Here is a 20379-nt window from a genome sequence, read left to right on the forward strand (position 1 = left end):
CCCCAACCTTTCGGGGCCGTCTGTTTTTTACTCAGTAAAGCCGCAGATATTCTTGCACCTCCCAGTCGGTGACCGACTGGTGATACCGTTCCCACTCGTCGTTTTTGTATTCGAGGTAGGAACTACGCATGACCGGGCCCAACACATGCTCGGCCATGTCGTCATGCCGCAAGGCCTCAATGGCGTTGAACAGGGTGCGCGGCAGGCGGCGGATACCCAATTCGGCTAGTTCCGCTTCGGTTTTCGCGTAAAGGTCGAAATCGGTGGGCTTGCCCGGATCGATCTTGTACTTGATTCCCTTCACCGCGCAGCTCAGATGCATCGCCATGGCCAGGTAGACGTTCATCGTCATGTCGCAGGCGCGGTTTTCTATGCAATGGCGGCTCTGCGGTAAACGGAACTGGGCCGAGCGATTGTTGAACCCGTAGGTGATGTTGGTGGGCGCCCAGGTGACGGTGCCGCCCTCGAACCCGCCGACACGCGGAACCAGACCGTTATACGAGTTCACGATAGGACAGGTGATTGCGGTGATCGCCTCGGAATGCTGCATCAGGCCGCCAACGGCCCAGCGGGATTCATCGCTCCAGTCCCCTTCGGGCGTCTGGAAAATATTCTCGCCGGGGCGGCTTTCGTGCTGCATCGACATGTTGATATGCGCACCCGAGCGCCAGTCCCCCACGGTGGGTTTCGGCATGAAGGTCACGAACATCCCGTGCTTCTTGGCGACCTCTTTCAGCACGATGCGCAGGAACGCCAGCCGGTCAGACATTTCCAGCATGTTGGTATAGTGGAAATCCAGTTCGAACTGGGAATAAGCGCCTTCGGCCACCACGTCATGCAGGTTCCAACCCAGCCCCTCGATGATGTCGATCATGTCCTTCAGGAAGGGCATCGAATCCACCGAGTATTCCACGTCATAGCCAAAGGCCTGACGGCGCGGGCGCAGACCATCCGCAGGATCGTCATCGAACGCTTTCACCGGCTGGCCAGCCTCGTCATATTTCATGACGATGAATTCGGGCTCGACACCCGCATAACCGGTATAGCCTTCCTGCGCAGCCTCATGCATGGCACGTTTCAGCGCCTGACGGGGGCAGACGTTGTAAGGTGCGTCTTCCCAGTAGAGATCCGAAAAAATGATCGCCATCGAGGTATCCCACGGGCAGACATAGACCGCATCCAGATCCGGCACCACGACCTGGTCGCTGTCGGCCGGGCTGAGCTCGGGAACATAGGAAATCGAATGTACGGCGAATTGCGGACCCTTGCCCAGGCACAGCTCTTCGAAATCGCTCATCGGGACAGGTTTGGTTTTGGGGATACCGTGAAGGTCGATCCAGGCCCCCATTACATATTTTACACCCGCGTCTTCCAGACGCTTTTTCACGGCGGGAATTTTGGGCCGGTTGCGTTCAACCGCGTCCTGAAAGCTTTCGTAGTAGATCTTGCTGTTTGCGTTGTCTTTAGGCACTTGGCTTCCTCCTGTTGGGGCGCCGCGAGGGTCCGGTTTCAGGACCCGGCGGCGTGGAACCGGGCGGTGTGTTCGCCGTGGGGAAAGGCGGATGCCCCGGATTTAAAGAGAGCATCAAGAGCACCCGCTTTCAGGCAGCGTCAGGCATTCAGCCTGCCACAAAATCGTCGGGATCTATGCCCGGAACCTTGGTAATTCCGGCCAGTTGCTTCCAGTTATGGGGATAGGCGGCGTAGAAGATTACGCAGCGCTCATCCGCCTCGTAGGAGATGTGATTGTCTTTGGGGATGTACAGAACGTCACCGCGATCGCAGATGTAGGTTTCGCCATCGCAAACCAGCCGGAAAGTACCTTCCAGAACATAGATGATCTCATCGCAGGTCAAATCCCACGGCACCTTGATGTTCTTCAGAACATTGATACCACCGCACATGGTTTTGGAAAACTCACTGGTGACCATCGGCTTGATGTAGGTGTCACTGTCCTTGTCACCGATCTGGTTATAACGATCCTCGACAAGGTCCCACTTCATCAGTCTTGGTTTTTCTCCCATGGATCAGGACCCTTCCTTGGCCAGATGTTTCAGGATGCTTTCGTTCAGCTCGACCTTGTAGCCGTCCGGATCTTCACAGAACGCAATGACACGGGTGCCGTTTTTCATTGGCCCCGGTGGACGCGTGATATTCACACCAGCAGCGGCCAAGTCCTCGCAGGCTTTGTAGACATCCGGAGTTTCGATGCAGATATGGCCCCAGCTATTGCCGTGGTCATAAGAGTCTTCCTGATCCCAGTTGGCGGTCAGTTCCAGCGTCGGAGATTCCGCCTCGGGGCCATAACCGATAAATGTATTGGTGAACTTGCCTTCTGGGTAGTCGGTCCGGCGCAACACCTGCATCCCCAGAATGCCGCAATAGAATTCCAACGATTTTTCCATATCCATCACCCGCATCATCGTGTGGGCAAGGCGGAATCCGCTGCTCAAGTTGTCAGTCACGGTTCTCTCCTTGATTCAGTGTTGTTCGGCGGTGGTCACATCGCGTGCCACCATCTCCTGAAACGCACGCACACTGTCTTCCCAAGCCGGAGACAGCACTCCCCCAGCCTCGGCAATGGTCGAAGCCCGACCCAGTTGCAGCCGTTCCGTCATTTCGTGATCTTCCTTGTGCACATCCCACCACAGCTTTTTCAGCCCTTCGACCTCCTCGGGGTTCAGGGTCTGTCCTTCGGTGGTATAGAGCGCCCGTTTCTGCATCATCGTGCCGGGGCCGGTTGGAATGTTCAGATAAACGCCCAGCTGATCAGGGAAGTACCGGCCCAGAATGAAATTCGGATACAGCGTCAGATATCGTGAACTGACGCCCAGACTGCCCGAAGTGCCGATCTCTTCCTCCAGATCTACGGCGCTGCCGACACAGTTTCCATCAATGATCGTATAGTGATCCTCAAGCGGCTGATCCGTGGTCGAGGAGTGCACGAATTGGACGTGATAGGGCTCGATGAAGTTCTCCATGATGAACTTCCAGTTGCAGGCGATTTCACCAAAATCGAGCGTCCCGATGCATTGGAGCTTGTTCCAGTCCATTCCTTCCAGATGACCCTGAATGGCAGCAGAATATTCGTCGAAATCCGGCGCATTGCCATCGAGATTGACGAAAATCCAATCGTTCCAGACATGGCTGCGCACCGGGACAAGGCTGTTTTGTTTCTTGTCAAATCCTTCAGCCTGATGATCGTTTGCGCCCCCAAAATGAGGCGCTGCGCGCAGTTGCCCATCCAGATCATATGCCCACGCGTGGTAGGGGCAGCGGATAAGTTTGCCCACGTTCTTCGGCGCATCAACCAAAGTCAGACAGCGGTGGCGGCAGATATTGTGAAAGGCGCGAATCTCGCCCGCACTGTTACGCACCAGCAGCAAGGGATGCTCGGCGACAGTGACGGGTACGGCGTCCCCTGCGGCCCGAAGTTCATGCGTGAACCCGACGCAAATCCAGTTGCGCGTGAACACCGAGGCGCATTCGGCCCGCCAGAACTCGGCATCCTTATAGGCCGCCGCAGGCAGGCCACGCTTGGGGGTGGTTTCTTCGTAGAAAGACTCAAGCAACGAATTGAATGGCTTCATCGTTCAAGTTCCTGACACAGGGTTTCGAGATCAGCATCGCAGCCGCGCCGCAGATATGTTTCCGTTATTCCTGAGCGGCAGTGAACTGCGAAAATCGCACTTTGTCCATTAAATTTTACGAATTTGGCATGTCATTTTGACTGATTCGCAAAATTACGTCGGCTTACCTCACATTTCGTGCCGTTTTCGCAATTCTGAAGAACGAACATCCGCGCAGTCACGACCTGTTCGGTGACCCTTTTCGAATCAAGCGGCACATGCCCACAGAAAGTCCGATGTCGACCATGGGAGGGCCCAACGAGGCACATATCCAAAAGGCGCTACGGGATCACCTTGCGCTGCGCATGCACCATCAACCGCCCGGCCTTTTGCGTCACTGCGTTCAGGATATCATCTACCGGAGGCATGTCCCGGATCAGTCCGATGCCCTCGCCCACAGGTATCACCTGACAGGTGTCGCGCAACACGCGCATAGCCACAGGTTCCGGCCAGTTTTTATCGGGCGTCAAGGCATGAACCGTATCGTCACCGGTCGCCTTCAGGGCGGCCTCGGTCCGGTCAGAAGACCCTTGCCCTTCACGGCTGGCCCAAAGTCGCGTACCCATGACCACACCATCCGCGCCCATCACAATACAGGCCGCCACTCCGCGCGAGTCAGCAATCCCACCAGCGGCCAGCAAAAGGGTGTCGTGCGCTTCACGGTGCAGGAAATCCGCCACTTCCAGCAGCAAGGTAAGTGTTGAACGTGTGCCGGGATGCCTGGCCGCCGCGCTACCTTGCGCAACCACGACATCAGCACCGGCCTCAACGGCTCGGGCTGCACCCTGCAAGTTCTGCACCTGACAGATCAGCCTGACCTTTGCCTGCGCAATCCGGGTGGCAAACGGGCGCGGATCACCATGAGACAGAAAGATCGCCCTTGGGCGCCGATCCAGCACCCGATCCAGCAATCCGGGCGACTGCGCCAGACGCCATGTCGTGAACCCGCACCCCACTGCTTCATTTCTCGCCACGCGAAATTGTGCGTCGATCCAATCCGCGTCACAGTCTCCGCCCCCAATCAGACCCAACCCACCGGCTCGGGCGACGGCTGCAGCCAAACGGCCATCTGCCAACCCCGGCATCGGAGCCAGTACGACCGGACAGGTCAAACCGAACATACGGGTCAATCGGGTATCGATCACGCTCCACCTCGAAAATTGCCAGTCGATTGAAACATGAGCGCCAGAGCGTAACGAACACTCCAGCGACACAGATGGTCTGATAACGGCACACCTTTTGGCCAATCCGCGCCCCGGTACCCTGGTCAGGTATCCAGGGTGTGTTTCTTTTCCCAACGCAAAAAATGGCCGACGAACGAGTTCCACTCCTGATGTTTCATCTTCAGGTAAGCGGCTGGGATTTGTCGCAAACTTTTGACCCATTGACCTTCGTGGATTTAGGGTCAGGACCCATTGATTTCCGCTTTTCGGCATGATTCACCGTTCGAAAACCGAGCGGTGACATGTCTGATCTTTTTTGGCTGAGCGATACGCAGATGGCGCGACTGGAGCCCTATTTCCCTAAATCCCACGGCAAGCCTCGTGTCGATGACGGGCGTGTGTTGAGTGGGATTATCTTCATCAACTGCAATGGTTTACGGTGGCGGGATGCACCCAAGGAGTACGGGCCGCACAAGACCCTGTACAACCGTTGGAAACGATGGAGTGACCAAGGCATCTTTGCCCAGATGTTAGTTGGTCTGGCCGCTGAGTATGGCGAAGAGAAGACGATCATGATCCCCTCTCATCGAAACTGCGTTTCGACTGCCGGGCAGTGGACGCCACCTATCTGAAAGCCCACCGCACAGCGTCCAGTTTGGGCGTCAAAAAGGGGGACGCTGTCGCCTGATTGGCAGAACCAAAGGCGGTATGAATACCAAATTGCACGCCATCTGTGACAGCAAAGGGCGACCTTTGAACATCTTTGTTACCGCCGGGCAGGTGAGTGATTACATCGGGGCAAAGGCCCTTTTGAGCAGCCTGCCCAATGTCGACTGGCTGCTCGGAGATTGAGGTTACGACGCCGATTGGTTCAGAGAGGCCCTGAAAGACAAAGGGATACGCGCATGTATCCCTGATCGGAAGCAACGCAAGGCCACCATCAAATATGACAAACGCCGCTACAAACTGCGCAATCGGATCGAAATTATGTTCGGCAGGCTCAAGGATTGGCGGCGCGTGGCAACCCGCTATGACAGGAACCCAAAGGTCTTCCTCTCCACCATCGCCCTCGCCGCCACTGTCATATTCTGGCTATGAAACAAGAACGAGTCCTGAACCAAAGGCTTCGAAAAGCACCCGCAGATCCGGCGGGCGGTGATTAGAACCAATTTTTATGTTAAGAATAAGAGCCTCATCGTTTTTGAAGGCGCAAAACAACAAAGTTCATGAAATCGATCTAGGGAGAAGAAAAATGTTGGATATTCAGAGAACCGTTCGCGCGCCAGATGGCAGTCTGATCCTGATCAATCGGGGCCGGCTGCAGACAAAACCCGCTGGTGGGTCAGCTTCTACCGAACACAAGCTGGCCGGTGACGGGCTGCGCTGCGACAATCCCTCTCAAGTCGGCGCAAAGATCGACCCCAGTCAGCACGGCGGGAAAATTGATCCGTCTCAATACGGGGCCAAAATCGACCCGTCGCAGCTTGGAGCCAGGATTGATCCCGCCCAGTGTGGTGCGAAGATCCAACCAACCGCTTGATACCAGGTACCAAAACGTTACGGAGGCTGGCTCAAGTCCTTTGAGCCAGCGCTCGCGACGTTGCACAAACAGGTTTGCGTTACAGGATGCACCAAACCAGTTGGGTGGGAGCTGACCTTGAAGCAATATTTTGACGGTACGCGTCGTATTCGCCCACCTGCACAGACTGTCGACCTGATGCGGGAGCTCTTTCCGGTTTTCGGCATTACGCGCATCGCGGATGTTACGGGTCTGGATCGCGTGGGGCTACCAACAATTGTTGTCTGCAGACCAAATTCGAGATCAATGGCTGTTTCTCAGGGGAAGGGAGTGACCCACGACGCTGCGGTCGCCTCTGCAGTTATGGAATCCATTGAAATTTTTCATGCTGAACGCATCATATCGCCCGTCATTCACGCGTGCCTTGAAGATATCAGGTACACGCACGAGGTCATTCATGTTGATCAGCTGCCGCTAAGCAACGGGGCAGTCTTCGACCCTTTCACACCAATATTGTGGATTCAGATGCGGCAGCTGAATAGTCAGGACGGCATTTGGGTTCCCTATGAACTGGTACATACAAATTATACACGCCCTTTACCGCCTGGAAGTGGGTTTTTTCTGTCAACGTCTAATGGTTTGGCCTCTGGGAATTCACTTGCAGAGTCAAAAATACATGGCTTATGCGAAGTGATCGAGCGGGATTCGGTCGCGCTTTGGTCACATTTGGCTTGGGAATCACGCGACGCGCGGCGCATTGATCAACGGACAATTCACGATCCGGCGCTACGTCAGATCCTTCGCAAATTCGCAGACGCCGATATTGATCTGGCCATATGGGATGTTACGTCTGACATTGAAGTACCGGCCTATTTGACCTGGGCATGCGAAAAAGGAAACGTGCCCGTTCTACTCTCTCGCCCGTCCGTGGGCGCTGGATGCCATCCGTGTAGGGAAATTGCACTCTCGCGCGCCCTGACTGAAGCGGCGCAAGAAAGACTGACTTTGATCACGGGTGCTCGCGATGATCTGCGTAAGGACTATTATTCCGAAATGCAGTTTCGCGAGACGATAGCGCGTTCCGGACAACAGAGTTTTGCCGCAAGACGATCATTTGATACGAACTCACCAGATAGCGACCTAGGCTGGATTCAATCCCAACTCCATTCTGCCGGCTATGACGACGCGTGCTTCATCGATTTAACTGCCGACTATGTTTCAGACCAAATCGCGGTCGTTCGGGTACTGGTACCCGGGTTGGAAGGCCCTCATGACGACCCGCGCTACGTCGCAGGCCTGAGGGCCCAGAACGCGTCTGAGTTGATACAATGACTGTTTTTGTATTTTGTGGCCCCACAATAGGACAAAGCGAAGCCGAACGAATTATGCCGGCAGAGTATTTGCCGCCGGCAGCACAGGGTGACGTGATGAAAGTCGTTTCAAGACACCCTCGCGCTATTGGCCTAATAGATGGCTATTTTCAGTTTACCCCGACCGTCCTGCACAAGGAAATACTCTGGGCGCTTGATCGGGGAATTCATGTGTTTGGCAGCTCCAGCATGGGAGCTTTGCGAGCGGCGGAACTGCATAGTTTTGGTATGAAGGGGGTCGGCCGCATTTTTGAGGATTACCGTGACGGGAGACTGACCCGTGATGACGAGGTTGCCTTAAATCACGGCCCTGCCGAGTTGGACTATCCCGCGCTGTCAGAGCCGCTTGTGAACATCAGGGCAACACTTGAGGCAGCGTCGGCAAGCAGTGTTATTTCCCCGGAAACAGCGACCAAGCTCCTCACTCTCATGGAACAAGAGTATTTCTCAAATCGATCCTACAAACACATGCTCCGGCTCGGCTCTCAAAATGGCCTTCGGCCCGGAGACTTATCAGCGCTTGAGAAGTGGCTAAAGCAGGGCACAGTCAACTTGAAAAAAAAAGATGCGATCGAAATGCTGAAGTTCATGGACCAATTTCTGAAAACAACACCTGATCGCTTCTCTGCGCGTTTTCATCTCGAGCGCACGTCGATTTTTGATCAGCTTGATTCATCAGCACACGACAAAGACAGGTGAAACACTACGCCAACGGGCCCACCTACTTTGCAATCGGCGTGTTTTTTATGTCCGCGATGGATGCTGTCGCTAAGCTTTTGGCTCAGTCGTACTCCGAGATTCAAATCATCCTGTTTGAAAGTACCTTTGGACTTTTGTTCTTCTTCACGTTCATAGCGCCCCGCAACTGGCATTCGTTGGCGTCGCCAAGATGGCCCCTCTTGCTGGCCCGAGGTCTGCTGACATTGGGGACAATGTATTTTTTTATTTCTGGTCTGAGCGTATTGTCGCTGGCCGAAGTGACAATGATTTTTATGGTCGCGCCAATCGTTTCGATGTGCCTGTCTCTAATTGTGTTCCGAGAACGCCCAAGAACAACGCAATTCATCTCGCTTATCGCAGGTTTAATTGGGGCACTGCTTCTTATACGCCCGCCCGGTCTGGGTCTCAACATGGCAGCCCTATTCCCATTGGCAGCTGCAGTTTGCAGCGCCTTTGGCCTGATCACTGCCCGCGCCCTGTCACGCCGCGACACGCCAGAAGCCATTGCCGGATACGAATACTGCATGGTCTTCTCAGTGGCCGTCCTTCTTGTTCCAGATGGAGCTTATCTTCCAGATTTAGCGAACATCTGGCTTGTTTGCGCGCTGGGTATATTCGGTGCCATGTGCGTGTACTTCCGTACCACCGCGTGTTCAATTTCACCCATCAGTGTGCTTGCACCGATCGAATACACAGGAATGCTCTGGGCCGTCTTTTTTGGATACATGTTCTGGAACAACCTGCCCGATTTCTGGGGTTGGATTGGTGCTGGGTTTATCACCCTTGGCGGTGTGCTGGCCTATCGACATTCTGATCAAGCCGAGCATAACAAGAAGAATAAGAGGTTCCGAAGACAATAGCCTCACAAAGCTGCCATTGATGGTCGTAAAACGGCCCAAAGCGGTCACTCGACCGAGGGCACGATGCTGCGGTCGCAGCCCGCTTTGCCGTTATTCGCTGCAAGCGCGAATTCCAGGCAGCGCCAAACTCACACATCGCAGGACAAACCGTCAATTCGCGGCGACCTTGCCAAGGCCCGCTTAGAGAAAATGAGCGATGAGATTGTGGACCACCCTCAATTGAATCTCATCCCTCAAGATAGTTGGTTAGATATTCTAGCGGGCTCGGTCTATCGCATCCGCAGAGCTGCGTTCGATCACAGTTTCGATTTCGCCCATGACAGATGCAGGCAGAGGCCCAAAGGACAACGCCCCAGCAATACCTTTGAGTTGTTCCACTGTTCGTATGCCGGGAATAGGGATATTCGTCTGACCCCTTGCCCAAAGCCAACCGATTGCGCCTTGAACCACACTGCGTCCGCCTGTCTCCAGCAAGTCTCTTACGGAATCCAGCCTCTTAAGATACTTGGGATTTGCGGCGGCATCTTTGAAATAGTCCGTTCGGGGATTTGACGTTGAACGTATGTCGGTGTCGGGCATGGTTGTTTCGGAACAGTACCTTCCAGACAATAGACCCATCGCAAGCGGCGATCTGATCAATGCGGTTAAGCCGTGTTCGTCGACAACGCTTTGCATGTTTGGTGCATCGAGCAAAACATTCATGGCGTGTTCGACCGCTGCAAATCCCGGTCGTTCCGCCACACATGAGAGATTGACAGAGAAATCCGTACTCCAACCGTATGCGCGCACCTTTCCTGCCACCCGCGCCCGCTCCATCTCGTCGAAAATCGCTTCTGCCTTTGCAACCGAAAGGCTATTGAGGTGTAGCAGAAGCAGATCAATCCGGTCTCGCCCGAGCCGTGAAAGCGACGCGTCAATCGCAGGACCCACCTTGCCTGGGTCTTCTTCGTTCTCCAAAAGCTGTTTGCTTTCCTCGTCAATGGCGACACCGATCTTGGTTGCAATCATAGCATCCGAACGACCTTTGAGAGCGCGAGCTAGCAGCCGTTCCGCATGTCCTGCGCCATAGGCAGGAGCGGTATCGAATAGCGTGATACCAGATGCCAACGCCGCATGGATAGTCCGGACAGATTCCGCATCATCAGAGTTCGCGTAGCCCACTGTCTCATCTCCAGCAAACATCGGACCACCAATTGGCCAGCATCCCATGCCGATGGGGGAAATGTCCTGATTTAGAAAGCGCATCACATACCTCCAGATATCGTTTCCCGCACGAGAACACACCCGCGCCTTCACATGAATGGAACATTCTGTAAAAGTCATTTCATGAATGAAATGATGTTAGATTGGGACGACCTACGGCTGTTTCTCGCCGTTGCCCGGCTGGGCGGCCTGTCTGTCGCGGCAACCGCGACAGGAAAAAGTGCGCCGACCCTTGGCAGGCGAATGCTGGCGTTGGAAAGGCGGCTGGGCCAAGAGCTGTTTGAACGAACTGCTCGTGGCTATGCGCTCACTCCCGACGGAGAGGAACTTTTGGCCAGTGTAGCCGGGTTGGAAAACCGTATCCTGCCCTTAGTGAATGGCAAGAACGAATGGGCGGGACCGTTGGTGAAGGTTTCCGCGGGGAGCTGGGTAACGCATGTGCTTTGCGAAAGGGTTTCCTTCATAGCAGGCCGCGAGCCTGTGAGACTTCGGTTCATTGCGGATGATGAGACGTTGGAAATCGGGCATCGTGAAGCCGTTATCGGAGTTCGCAATCACCGCCCGGCCGATACGCGGCTTGCTGGTCGCAGAATTGGTGAGGTTCGTTTCGCAGTCTATGCTCTCGACAAAAGCGTTACAGGCTGGGCACGTGTTCTGGGAACCACTCCCTCCGCTCGGTGGGTTCAGACCAAGCCACGAACGAAAGAAGACGTAGAGATTACGCAGCCGCGAAACGCGCTTGACCTGGCCCTCGCCGGTTCATGCCGCGCTGTTCTCCCCGCCTTCATCGGTGCAAAGTTTCCGCAGCTTGCAAGGGTATCATCACCAATTACCGAGTTAACGCACGATCAATGGCTCGTAACACATCACGAGGACAGATTTCTTCCTGAGGTGCGCAGCGTGATCAATAGGACGCTCAAAATTTTGCAAGAAAACTGCGTGAACTAGAAAAGCCGCGAGGCGATTGCTGCCGTTCGACCTATGTGCAGAATCAAGCACTTTGGGCTCCGAGCGGACCTTGGAGCCGTTGCAGAAACCGTCCCTGCCCCGCCAATAACTGATCACAGGAACGGCCCACAGCTGACATCTGACAGCCAGGTGAAATTCTGCGACTGCCTCCTGCTTTGCAGACATTCGCAGCTACTGCCAAATCCAGAAGGCGACGAACTGATAAATCGCGGACAAGGCCGTTGTTTGGACGCGCAGTTAATACACTGTGTACACTATGAGAACGGGATATTGAGATATCGCATATCAGGCCTGCCGCCGTTTTTTTAGCGTGTTCAAGGCGCTCACTCGAAATGCGTGGAGTTAACCTCCGTGTTCAGAAAGTACGGTCCGAAGGTAGATTGTAGAGTGCCATGTTTGGCTTGCACAGATGATCCCGGCGCAGCCTTTGAGGTTAAGCCGATGTTGGCTCGGTTGTCTGATCGAACCTCGATAGGTCCGCCCGGTTTCCGGGTCCCGCAGCATTCCCTCCCAGGCGGTACCATTGAACACCAGATCCGTAAGGATCAAATCGCCGATTTTTGCGTGGGACGTATGCCCCTCCCACATCCAAAGCAACCGCCCGCATCTGGTTGTGCCCTCCGGGCCGCAATCCTCGAACGCGACTATAATACCAAGCCCGGGCGACGCGTAACGACCGCTGAGCTCGAAGGCATCGCCGCGGCTGGCTGCCAGACCACCAACAATTGCCACCAACAGAATTACTGCTTTCAGGCCGGCAGTCGGGATGCGTGGCGCAACACGGGAAAACTCGGCGAGGTATTCAGGATGCTCCGTCTTCATCATCCGATCCCACCAAGAGAAGTAGAGCCCGAGGTTGTAACCGGCATGGGCGTGATGCAAATCGTGATGAGTAACGCTTGTCAGCCAGCCAAAGACGGGTTGCCCTTTCTGATTGGCAGGAAAGACCTCTACCCCGCAGTGTCCCACTGCATTGCGCAACATCATATGGGTCACAAAGACGAACAGCGCCAATGGATGCGCCGGGAGAATGATCAACACCAAAGGCAGGTAGAGAGCGTTTACCACAGCCTCACCGACGTCGAAGCTGTAAGAGGTGAAGGGCGTGGGTTGGTGAGATCTATGGTGCAACCGGTGGAACCGCCGAAACAGCGGCGGGTAGTGCAGCGCGCGGTGAGTCCAATAGAACCACGCATCGTGAAGGACGAACAGCGCTACAATGCTGAACACGAAATAGGTCCAGCCAAATGTCGCGACCTGTTGGTATATCGTGATGACCCCGGCATTTGCACCCAGCACGATTGATGTCCCAGCGGCGGTAAAGATCAGGACGGTCCGCAAGCTTGCCAGAATCTCGCGACGGATCTGGCCATTGGGTGGATCTGAAGGGCGGATTTTTTGCGCGGCAAGCCGACGTGCCAGAATGACATTGATCAACAGATACGTACCGCCTGCGCCTAAAACAAAGCGCATGAAGTCGCCTCCAAAGACATTTGCATAGACGGAAAGCAGTGCAATGAGATGTGTCATAGATTTCTCCAAGTGCGAAAGGACGTGCACAACGACCTGACGCAGGCGGACTGCGAATGCTCTCTGAATTCGAAAACCGATGGGTGTTTTGAGTTTTCGGCGAGGATTTTTCAGTATCGACGTGGTCCAACCATTGACCGGCTAGCCAATTCGCACTTCGCTTATGCGTGTGATGTTGGACTTGGTGCTCTTCGATACTTTCCTACGCGGCAGCGCCGTTGGCGTGCTCTATCTCTGCGCTTTGATCTTTCTGACGAACGGGCCCTGGACCCAAAAAAGTCTGGCCGTTGTGCTGCTGTGCCTGAGCCTTGGCCCTTATGTGATCGTATCCTCTCCGAGTATCGACCTGAGCGAGGGGCCTGTCCGGTTTGTGCTTGTGATGATCTCGGGCGTGATACCGATTCTGATCTATTGGGCCGCAATCGAGCTATTTCAGGATGACGTTGTCATTCAACCTTGGCAGATCGTCGTTGCGGTGCTGATCGTTGCGACAAGCTGGTTGACCCAGCTGCAGATTCCGCTGGGTGTGGTTCGTGGCGTATGCGTGCTGATTTTATTTTTGCACATGCTGAAAATTGTTGTGTCAGGCGAAGTGGAAGATTTGATCGCCGATCGTCGCCGGTTTCGCCGTTGGTTTCTGGCTTGGTTATTGACCCTTGGCATAATCACCACGGTGATTGAAATCACCCATTTGGATCAAGTGCTTCCGTATTGGGTATTCCTGCTGCAGGCATCAGCAATTTGTCTATCCGCGGCTGCGTTCCTGGTCTGGTCGGTGCGTGTTGCGCCCGACATCTGGATCGAACACTCCGCTGCCTCGCAGCGCGACGTAAACCCGAACCCTGCGCAAGCGGCATTGATCAAGCGCATTGAAACTGCGATGGCAGCAGGGCTTTGGAGAGAGGAAGGGCTGACCGTAGCACAAATGGCCGCCAAACTAGGAACACAAGAACATCGGCTAAGATCTGCAATCAATCAGGGAATGGGGCACCGCAATTTCACCAGCTTCGTGAATGCATTTCGCATTCATGAGGCCCAAGCAATGCTAGAAAAGCCAGAAATGGTTGAGCGTACAGTGCTCAGCATTGCATTTGACGTTGGTTTCTCTTCGCTCGGGCCATTCAATCGGGCCTTTCGTTCGCAAACAGGCAAGACCCCCACAGAATACCGAAATGAAGCGTTGTTACGAGAGGAATGATCGCTGCTAACGGCCCTTAGCCGACATTCAGCACGGCATCGAAATTCTGCGCGCGCACGCCCGCTTTGCTGACATTCGCTGCAAATGCAAAATCTCGACTTCTGCGAATTCACTAGATGCGGGCTTTTCCGACTTTCCTTTCAATCGATGGAAAGTCAGCTTTACCACGGCGAAGGCTACCGCCTGCACTACGGCGACGCTAGTGAAGCGAGTTAGCACGCAGCGATCCAAATAGTGACTTTACGCGATCTGTCGCCTCGCGCCATCGGTCTATTTCGCTCAAAGGAAGATAAAACGTATAACCCAGTGAGCCCTCAAAGACTTGAGCGTAGCAAACGCGGTCGACGTAAGGACCGTGCAGGCAATACAGGATCAAACGTTGTTCAGTCTGTTCGTCAAATCCCTCGACTATAAGTCTATTTCTCCCCGTCAGGTCGTCAGCGTTCAACTCGTCAGGGTCTGGCATCATAGCGAGAGGTATCGCGTTCTCAGGCACATTTGGTTCACGTGGGTTGTAGATCAGCTCCACTATTTGAGTGATCGAAGGGTGGATGCTGGCTGATTTAGCCAACTGATCATTACGGATCGAAACCCGATCAGTGTAGGCTCTAGGGTTAAACTCTCGCCCGATGGAATACACGTGAGGACCCACGCCGTAGTTGGTGCTCTCGACTTCCCCATTTTTGAGCGCTTCATCAAAGTCTTCGGTAGGGTGACAGGTTGGAACACTCCAATAAAGGTTGGTGCTTTGAACAAACCTCTGTTGGCGTATCGACCAGTGAGCGATCATGGACGTTTCGTCATTATCGCGTTTCAACAGCCCGAGATGTGGGTATGAATCTTTCTTTGGGAGAGTGAAAAAACCTAACTGTTGAACCCCATAAACTGGCCCCGATCCACCAGAGGTTGTTAGGCACCAAGCCTGCCCGTCCGCAAGTTCTTGAGCGTTTGTGATTATTCGATTGGGTTGCTTAGCTCCAACGATTGCGCATACAGCTAAAGTGACGAAGGTAGAAGTGATTGTGATCGCTACTTTTTTCCTTGAAAGCACGAAAACAACGACAGCGATGAACATTGCCAAAACGGCTACCCCAACATCGACATTCACACCCACGGACACACCAGAAAGAACATAGGCAAGCGATATCGTAAGGGCTAAGCTAATACAGCAACCCATGGCGGTTAACGCTGTGACATCAAAGCAATACATAAAACGGTTCTTTGGGCCGATCATTGTATCAATACTCAAGGTTTTTCGCATTGCTGAAACTGCCAGCCTTATGAGTATCGCGAGTGCTACTACGCAGCTAAACAATAGTATTATCGCTACCCCGATGAAGTGGCCCAAGTCTTGGTCAGACCAATGAACGGGTCCTTCGAGGAGCTTTCCCGTTGCATAGGCGGCAATAGAAAGGCCTGCTACTCTCCACATCAGAAACAACGGCAAAAACGCACTGCCTAACCCCAAGAACAGGAAAGCTAGGTAGCAGAAAACAACCAAACTGTGAATCATACTTGAGTCGCCAATGTTCTGATGTGGTTACAACGTAAGATTTTGAAGTATTGTAAAAACTATTTTAGCAAAGCCAGTTAGCAGTTTCTGATTACCACTTGTGCATTTTTTCCCGAATTGAGGAAAGCGGCCATCTAGATGCTTTGCAGCATCGGTTGCTAAGGGCTCATCGCGGACCTCGGAGGCAGCGCGGCATGCTGTGATAAAATTTTCCAGTCAACGTCGGGTTGTCGTTGTAGGCGGGCATGGCGGATCGGAGGATCAACCATGGAAACACCAAACTTACCTGCCATTCGTGCTCTTCGCCCAGCCTGGAACAAAGGACGCATCGTCGGCCAGAAGCGACCGCTGAAACCAAAGCATGTTTGGGCAATCCGAGTTCGCCTCGAGCTTGCCGAAAACCATCGCGATCTTGCGCTCTTCAACATGGCAATCGACAGTAAGCTCCGCGGCTGCGATCTGGTGAAGATGAAGGTCGCCGATGTCATGTCATCGGGTCAGATTAAGGAACGGGCTTCGGTCCTTCAAAGCAAGACGCAGAATCCCGTGCGCTTTGAGATATCAGAAGGCACACGTGCCTCTGTTGAGAAGTGGATGGAAGATGAGCTGATGGTCGGTTCGGAGTACCTTTGGCCCGGCCGATTTCATGAGCGCTTGCACATCTCGACCCGGCAATATGCGCGGATCGTCCGGGACTGGGTTACAGCGATCGGTCTCGAGGCGAGCGCCTATGGCACCCATTCAATGAGGAGAACCAAGGTCACTCAGATCTACAAGAAGACCGGAAACCTACGCGCTGTTCAGCTTCTGCTTGGCCATACTAAGATGGACAGTACAGTCCGGTATCTCGGCGTCGAACTCGAGGATGCCTTAGCAATCGCCGAAGCGATAGAGGTCTAAGGCCAACGGGTCGCTCTCGCGGGGCGGCCCTTTCCGGACCTTCACCCCATAGTCTCCATGCTGCGTCGCAGCCCGTCGAAACTGCCGTTCGCTGCGAGTGCACAATTTATGTGGTGCCCAACCCCACTGTCCAAGTTCATGTCGATTTGAGATGTAGTCACACGTAAACCCACCCCACTGATTCTAGTCAAGAATAGGGGGCGGGAGATTGCTTTGATTCAGAATAAACCGACTTTGGTTTTGGGCTTACACCAGCCATTCGTATTCCGATCCGGAAATGTCCCGGATAGAGTTTCGAACGGTATCAACATCGCTGCCATAGACGGTGCCTATGTAGTTAAACAGTTCACTACCTGACGCGATTGTAACTCCGCCATTCGCGAGCCCAAAAGTCAGGTCATCGATGCTGTTTAGACCATGTGCTTCTAGATCGAGCCAGAGTGTGTCGCCTTCGTCAGCGTTGAAGTCGTGAATAAAAGAAACCACTGAGGTCTCTCCGAAGATAAACGCATCAGCACCCTCGCCTCCGTAGACATGCAAGCCAACACCGTTCATGACGATGGCATCGTCACCTTTGCCTCCTTCCAGACGCGAATTGGTTCCGGCCGTCGCATAAAGGATGTCATTGGCATCTGTGCCGATGAGATTACCTGTACCAGTCTGAAACTCGTAGACGTCACCGTTCGGGCCCATCAAATCGACATCCTTGCTCAAGTCGAACTGGTCAACGTCAACACCGTTTAGAACCGCGATGACTTCACCAGAGCCGCTATGAACAAGATGCGTGCCACCGTTAAAAGCGACCTTGGACAGATGGAGAATGCCTCCTTCCACCAGACCATAGTTTTCCAGATGGATCTGGATCCGGTCGCCTTCGTCAGCACTGAAGTCAAGGATCGTGTTTGTGCCACCTGTCAGAACAAAGGTGTCAGCACCACCACGCCCGGCCAACTCATCATTGCCGCCACCGCTGACAAAGATATTGTCATTGTTGTCGCCATAGATGATGTCATCCTGATCGCTGCCGATGATGTTCTCGATGTCGAAGTGCTTGTCATATTTCATCACTTCGACGTCGGTGCTGTTTTGGTTTTCCCGTTTCATGTGACCATTGAGAACTTCGTAGTATCCATTCTCGGTCAGCTGCATCATGTCCGCAACAATGCCACGATTGGCGTATTGATAAGACACCGTATCGTTGCCGTCCCCACCATAGAAGGTATTGCTGCCGCCACCGCCGATAAAGAGGTCATCGCCCCCAAAGCCCCACAGGACATCGTCGGCTTGTTCGTAATGGTCGATTATACCAGGTGCGTTGGGATCAAGGTTATAACCCGTGATCACGTCACCATAATTGGTCCCAAGCACAAGATCCGTTCCGACATCACCGTTGAATTCCTGACCGCCGAAGGCACCCATCAACAGGAAATTGTTGTCGCCCAACTCTTCCAGAACCCGGGGATCGACATCCAGTTTCTGCTGGTCTTCGAGACCATAGAAGGCGCCGTCTTTACCGACCAAGATTGCACCCGAGATCATCTGGGCAACAAATTGTTCGATGTACTTGCTGGGGAAGGACGTGACACCCTCTCCGAAGATAGCCTCTGAATCTGCAAAGGATATTTCGGCGATCTTGTTGCCCATCTTATCCGTGATGACCAACACAACGTTCGGATTGTGCGCCTCCTCAAAGTAGAAGTCGATGTTGTTTGGATCCTTGATCGGGATCATCAGCTTGTCTTCAAGCGGATTGAAGTCCCGGATCTTTGTCACCATATGCTCGCCTGCTGTTCCGCCGGCGATGGATTCGCTGTCCTTGGACATTCCGAACATATCCGCGATTGTGTTGACCAGCATGACCGCTTTCTTGGCCACCCCAAGTTTTGGCACAAATACCGAGCCGATTGAGAGGATCTGGGCGAGAGTGCCGGGCCAAGCTGGTGCTCCTCCGTCGTTGCCGACTGGAACAACTTCGCTCCCCGTACCGATTACGAATGTATCGGCGCCGTTTCCACCGTACATGTCCGCACCGTTCGGAATACCGAGAAGCTCATCGATAGTGCCGCTAATGCTGACCGTGGGCCCGGAAAAAAGCCAGTCGTCGCCGTCACCGCCGATAAGAATGTCATAGCCGCTTCCGCCGAACAGAATGTCATTTCCGTCGCCGCCATCAATATAGTCATTTCCGGCGCCACCGAAGATAACATCGTCGCCTTCGTTTCCGAACAGCCTGTCATTACCGGAGTACCCATAGATGATGTCGTTCCCGCCACCGCCATAGATCAGGTCATCATGGTCATAGGTATGCTTGATTTCCCCATTGCGCTGATAGTGCAAGGAACCCATACCGTGGATAACGTTGTCGCCATCATTGCCAACGATCTTTGTATAAACAGCCTTTTCGTTGGACTTGACACCGTTTGTCATCACGTTGCTGAAACTGTGCTGACCGTCGGCCATCCAGTATTCGCCATTGGACATAACTTTGTTTACGCTGAGAAAGTACTTGTACTTGTCCAGCTCTGCCCGTCTCGGTGCCCAGCTGTGATCTGCTGGCGGCGGAAGGGTGGTAGAAGACACCGCGCTCGACATTAGGGCAACAAGATCTTCTGACCGCTCTGTCGCTCCCGGGGCTTCGTTGATGTCATCCTCGGAATAGGCCCGATCAAAGGGCAGCGGGAATACCGCGTCCAGATCGATCACGTTTTGTGTCTCAGTGGCATCTTCCAGTACCGGATGCAGAGGTGGAATGACGATCAAGTCTTCCTCCTGAGCTCCGACATCGGTCGAAAGATCTACCAATCCCGCACGAGCGGGCTGGAAGTTTGATTTTTTTACATGTTTCATTTTCTTTCCTCCTGTTTCCTGGATGGTCGACACCCGAGGTTCGGGCCCATACGCATCACAGATCATAGGAAAGATGTGGTTTTTCCGACTGTTGATCTCAACAGCAAAAGGTCTGCTAAGTTGTTACAAAGTATGACAAAAATAGAAACGCAGACCAGAAGAAACCAGTAATCCGGCTGGCGCCGTCAAAGGCCCCAGCCGGTGATTTTGCTTTTCCTTCTGCTTGTCCGGGCGTCTGTTTCGATAGGAACCTCGACGCCCGGGTTTTGGGTGTGCAGCGAGAGATGATCGCTGAGTTTCGCCCCACTTAGGCGACCAGATCGACAAAGAAGCTGTCGGTCGGAACAGGCGTTCCGCAGATGTCTTCGCCGTCCGCGGTCGGAACGATCTCGCACAAAGGCGGCGGGGTCATTTCCATCTCATCCTGCGGAACCTCGGTGCCGCATTTGGGCAGAGGCAGGATCGGGGGTACGGCGATGACGTCGTCACCCTGGTCTAGAACGATCGGATCGAAGGGCAGAGGGGTCACAGCAACCAGATCTTCGCCATCCTGCGGAACCTCGGTGCCACAACGCGGGTCGGGCATGATCGGGGGCACAGCAGTGACGTCTTCACCTTCGCCGGCGGGAACTGCGCCATAGGGAAGTGGAGCGACTGCGACCAAGTCCTCACCATCCTGCGGAACCTCGGTGCCGCATTTGGGCAGAGGCAGGATCGGGGGTACGGCGATGACGTCGTCACCCTGGTCTAGAACGATCGGATCGAAGGGCAGAGGGGTCACAGCAACCAGATCTTCGCCATCCTGGGGCACCGGGGTGCCGCAACGCGGGTCGGGCATGATCGGGGGCACTGCGATGACGTCATCGGCCGCAATTTCGAAGTTTGTATGTGTGTTGATAGTCATTGGTATTCTCCTCATTAAAGTTGGTACTTGGCACCCAAAAATCTGTTAGAAACG

17 protein-coding genes and 1 pseudogene are annotated in these 20379 nt (G+C 54.0%); 8 read left to right on the top strand and 10 right to left on the bottom strand.

Annotated features, from left to right (window positions below; translation table 11 throughout):
• Positions 1-31 precede the first annotated feature (31 nt).
• The 5 genes from ACR0LF_RS15080 to ACR0LF_RS15100 all read right to left on the bottom strand — a co-directional run bounded on the left by ACR0LF_RS15080 (position 32) and on the right by ACR0LF_RS15100 (position 4774).
• Entirely contained in the window at positions 32-1471 is a 1440-nt protein-coding gene (locus ACR0LF_RS15080; protein WP_480581169.1) for a glutamine synthetase family protein, read from the bottom strand.
• Between the two features lie 148 nt (positions 1472-1619).
• Positions 1620-2003 (bottom strand): cupin domain-containing protein, encoded by a 384-nt coding sequence (locus tag ACR0LF_RS15085; RefSeq protein ID WP_480581166.1) that lies wholly within the window; start codon positions 2001-2003, stop codon positions 1620-1622.
• 24 nt (positions 2004-2027) lie between these two features.
• The gene (gene gloA, locus ACR0LF_RS15090) at positions 2028-2465 is read right to left on the bottom strand and encodes a lactoylglutathione lyase (protein WP_480581163.1); all 438 of its coding nucleotides are present in this window, start codon (positions 2463-2465) and stop codon (positions 2028-2030) included.
• Between the two features lie 15 nt (positions 2466-2480).
• Positions 2481-3590, bottom strand: coding sequence for an aromatic ring-hydroxylating oxygenase subunit alpha (locus ACR0LF_RS15095; RefSeq protein WP_480581161.1), 1110 nt, complete (start codon positions 3588-3590; stop codon positions 2481-2483).
• Between the two features lie 320 nt (positions 3591-3910).
• The gene (locus tag ACR0LF_RS15100; RefSeq protein ID WP_480581160.1) at positions 3911-4774 is read right to left on the bottom strand and encodes a nitronate monooxygenase; all 864 of its coding nucleotides are present in this window, start codon (positions 4772-4774) and stop codon (positions 3911-3913) included.
• A gap of 320 nt (positions 4775-5094) precedes the next feature.
• On the opposite strand from ACR0LF_RS15100, the pseudogene ACR0LF_RS15105 reads away from it, so the two are divergent.
• The 5 genes and pseudogenes from ACR0LF_RS15105 to ACR0LF_RS15125 all read left to right on the top strand — a co-directional run bounded on the left by ACR0LF_RS15105 (position 5095) and on the right by ACR0LF_RS15125 (position 9261).
• Positions 5095-5890, top strand: a pseudogene (locus tag ACR0LF_RS15105) (IS5 family transposase).
• 103 nt (positions 5891-5993) lie between these two features.
• Positions 5994-6332, top strand: coding sequence for a hypothetical protein (locus ACR0LF_RS15110; protein WP_480581158.1), 339 nt, complete (start codon positions 5994-5996; stop codon positions 6330-6332).
• 117 nt (positions 6333-6449) lie between these two features.
• On the top strand, positions 6450-7643 hold the full coding sequence (locus ACR0LF_RS15115) for a YcaO-like family protein (protein ID WP_480581157.1): 1194 nt from the start codon (positions 6450-6452) through the stop codon (positions 7641-7643).
• Positions 7640-8380 carry a TfuA-like protein gene (locus tag ACR0LF_RS15120; protein ID WP_480581155.1) on the top strand — a complete coding sequence of 247 codons (741 nt, stop codon included), beginning with the start codon at positions 7640-7642 and terminating at the stop codon, positions 8378-8380. The genes ACR0LF_RS15115 and ACR0LF_RS15120 overlap by 4 nt, the downstream gene beginning before the upstream one ends.
• Entirely contained in the window at positions 8377-9261 is an 885-nt protein-coding gene (locus ACR0LF_RS15125; protein WP_480581152.1) for a DMT family transporter, read from the top strand. Before ACR0LF_RS15120 ends, ACR0LF_RS15125 begins: the two co-directional genes overlap by 4 nt.
• A 255-nt stretch (positions 9262-9516) precedes the next feature.
• On the opposite strand, the gene ACR0LF_RS15130 is transcribed toward ACR0LF_RS15125, so the two are convergent.
• Complete coding sequence (locus ACR0LF_RS15130; RefSeq protein WP_480581151.1) at positions 9517-10506, bottom strand: aldo/keto reductase; 990 nt, start codon at positions 10504-10506, stop codon at positions 9517-9519.
• A 51-nt stretch (positions 10507-10557) separates the two neighbouring features.
• Between ACR0LF_RS15130 and ACR0LF_RS15135 the strand changes: the two genes are divergently transcribed.
• Positions 10558-11412 (top strand): LysR family transcriptional regulator, encoded by an 855-nt coding sequence (locus ACR0LF_RS15135; protein ID WP_480581149.1) that lies wholly within the window; start codon positions 10558-10560, stop codon positions 11410-11412.
• Between the two features lie 363 nt (positions 11413-11775).
• Here ACR0LF_RS15135 and ACR0LF_RS15140 read toward each other — a convergent pair whose 3' ends face one another.
• Positions 11776-12963, bottom strand: a complete 1188-nt coding sequence (locus tag ACR0LF_RS15140; RefSeq protein ID WP_480581147.1) for a sterol desaturase family protein — start codon at positions 12961-12963, stop codon at positions 11776-11778.
• 163 nt (positions 12964-13126) lie between these two features.
• Here ACR0LF_RS15140 and ACR0LF_RS15145 point away from each other — a divergent pair, with 163 nt between their 5' ends.
• Positions 13127-14161 carry a helix-turn-helix domain-containing protein gene (locus ACR0LF_RS15145; protein ID WP_480627538.1) on the top strand — a complete coding sequence of 345 codons (1035 nt, stop codon included), beginning with the start codon at positions 13127-13129 and terminating at the stop codon, positions 14159-14161.
• A 199-nt stretch (positions 14162-14360) separates the two neighbouring features.
• On the opposite strand, the gene ACR0LF_RS15150 is transcribed toward ACR0LF_RS15145, so the two are convergent.
• Complete coding sequence (locus ACR0LF_RS15150) at positions 14361-15674, bottom strand: cell division FtsX domain-containing protein (RefSeq protein ID WP_480581143.1); 1314 nt, start codon at positions 15672-15674, stop codon at positions 14361-14363.
• A gap of 267 nt (positions 15675-15941) precedes the next feature.
• Between ACR0LF_RS15150 and ACR0LF_RS15155 the strand changes: the two genes are divergently transcribed.
• Complete coding sequence (locus tag ACR0LF_RS15155) at positions 15942-16574, top strand: tyrosine-type recombinase/integrase (protein WP_480581141.1); 633 nt, start codon at positions 15942-15944, stop codon at positions 16572-16574.
• 246 nt (positions 16575-16820) lie between these two features.
• Here the strand turns inward: ACR0LF_RS15155 and ACR0LF_RS15160 are convergent, their stop codons facing one another.
• Both ACR0LF_RS15160 and ACR0LF_RS15165 read right to left on the bottom strand, forming a co-directional pair.
• Positions 16821-19421, bottom strand: coding sequence for a calcium-binding protein (locus tag ACR0LF_RS15160; protein WP_480581140.1), 2601 nt, complete (start codon positions 19419-19421; stop codon positions 16821-16823).
• 307 nt (positions 19422-19728) lie between these two features.
• Complete coding sequence (locus ACR0LF_RS15165; RefSeq protein ID WP_480856425.1) at positions 19729-20325, bottom strand: hypothetical protein; 597 nt, start codon at positions 20323-20325, stop codon at positions 19729-19731.
• Positions 20326-20379 lie beyond the last annotated feature (54 nt).

The sequence above is a fragment of the Ruegeria sp. E8 genome (assembly GCF_056533985.1).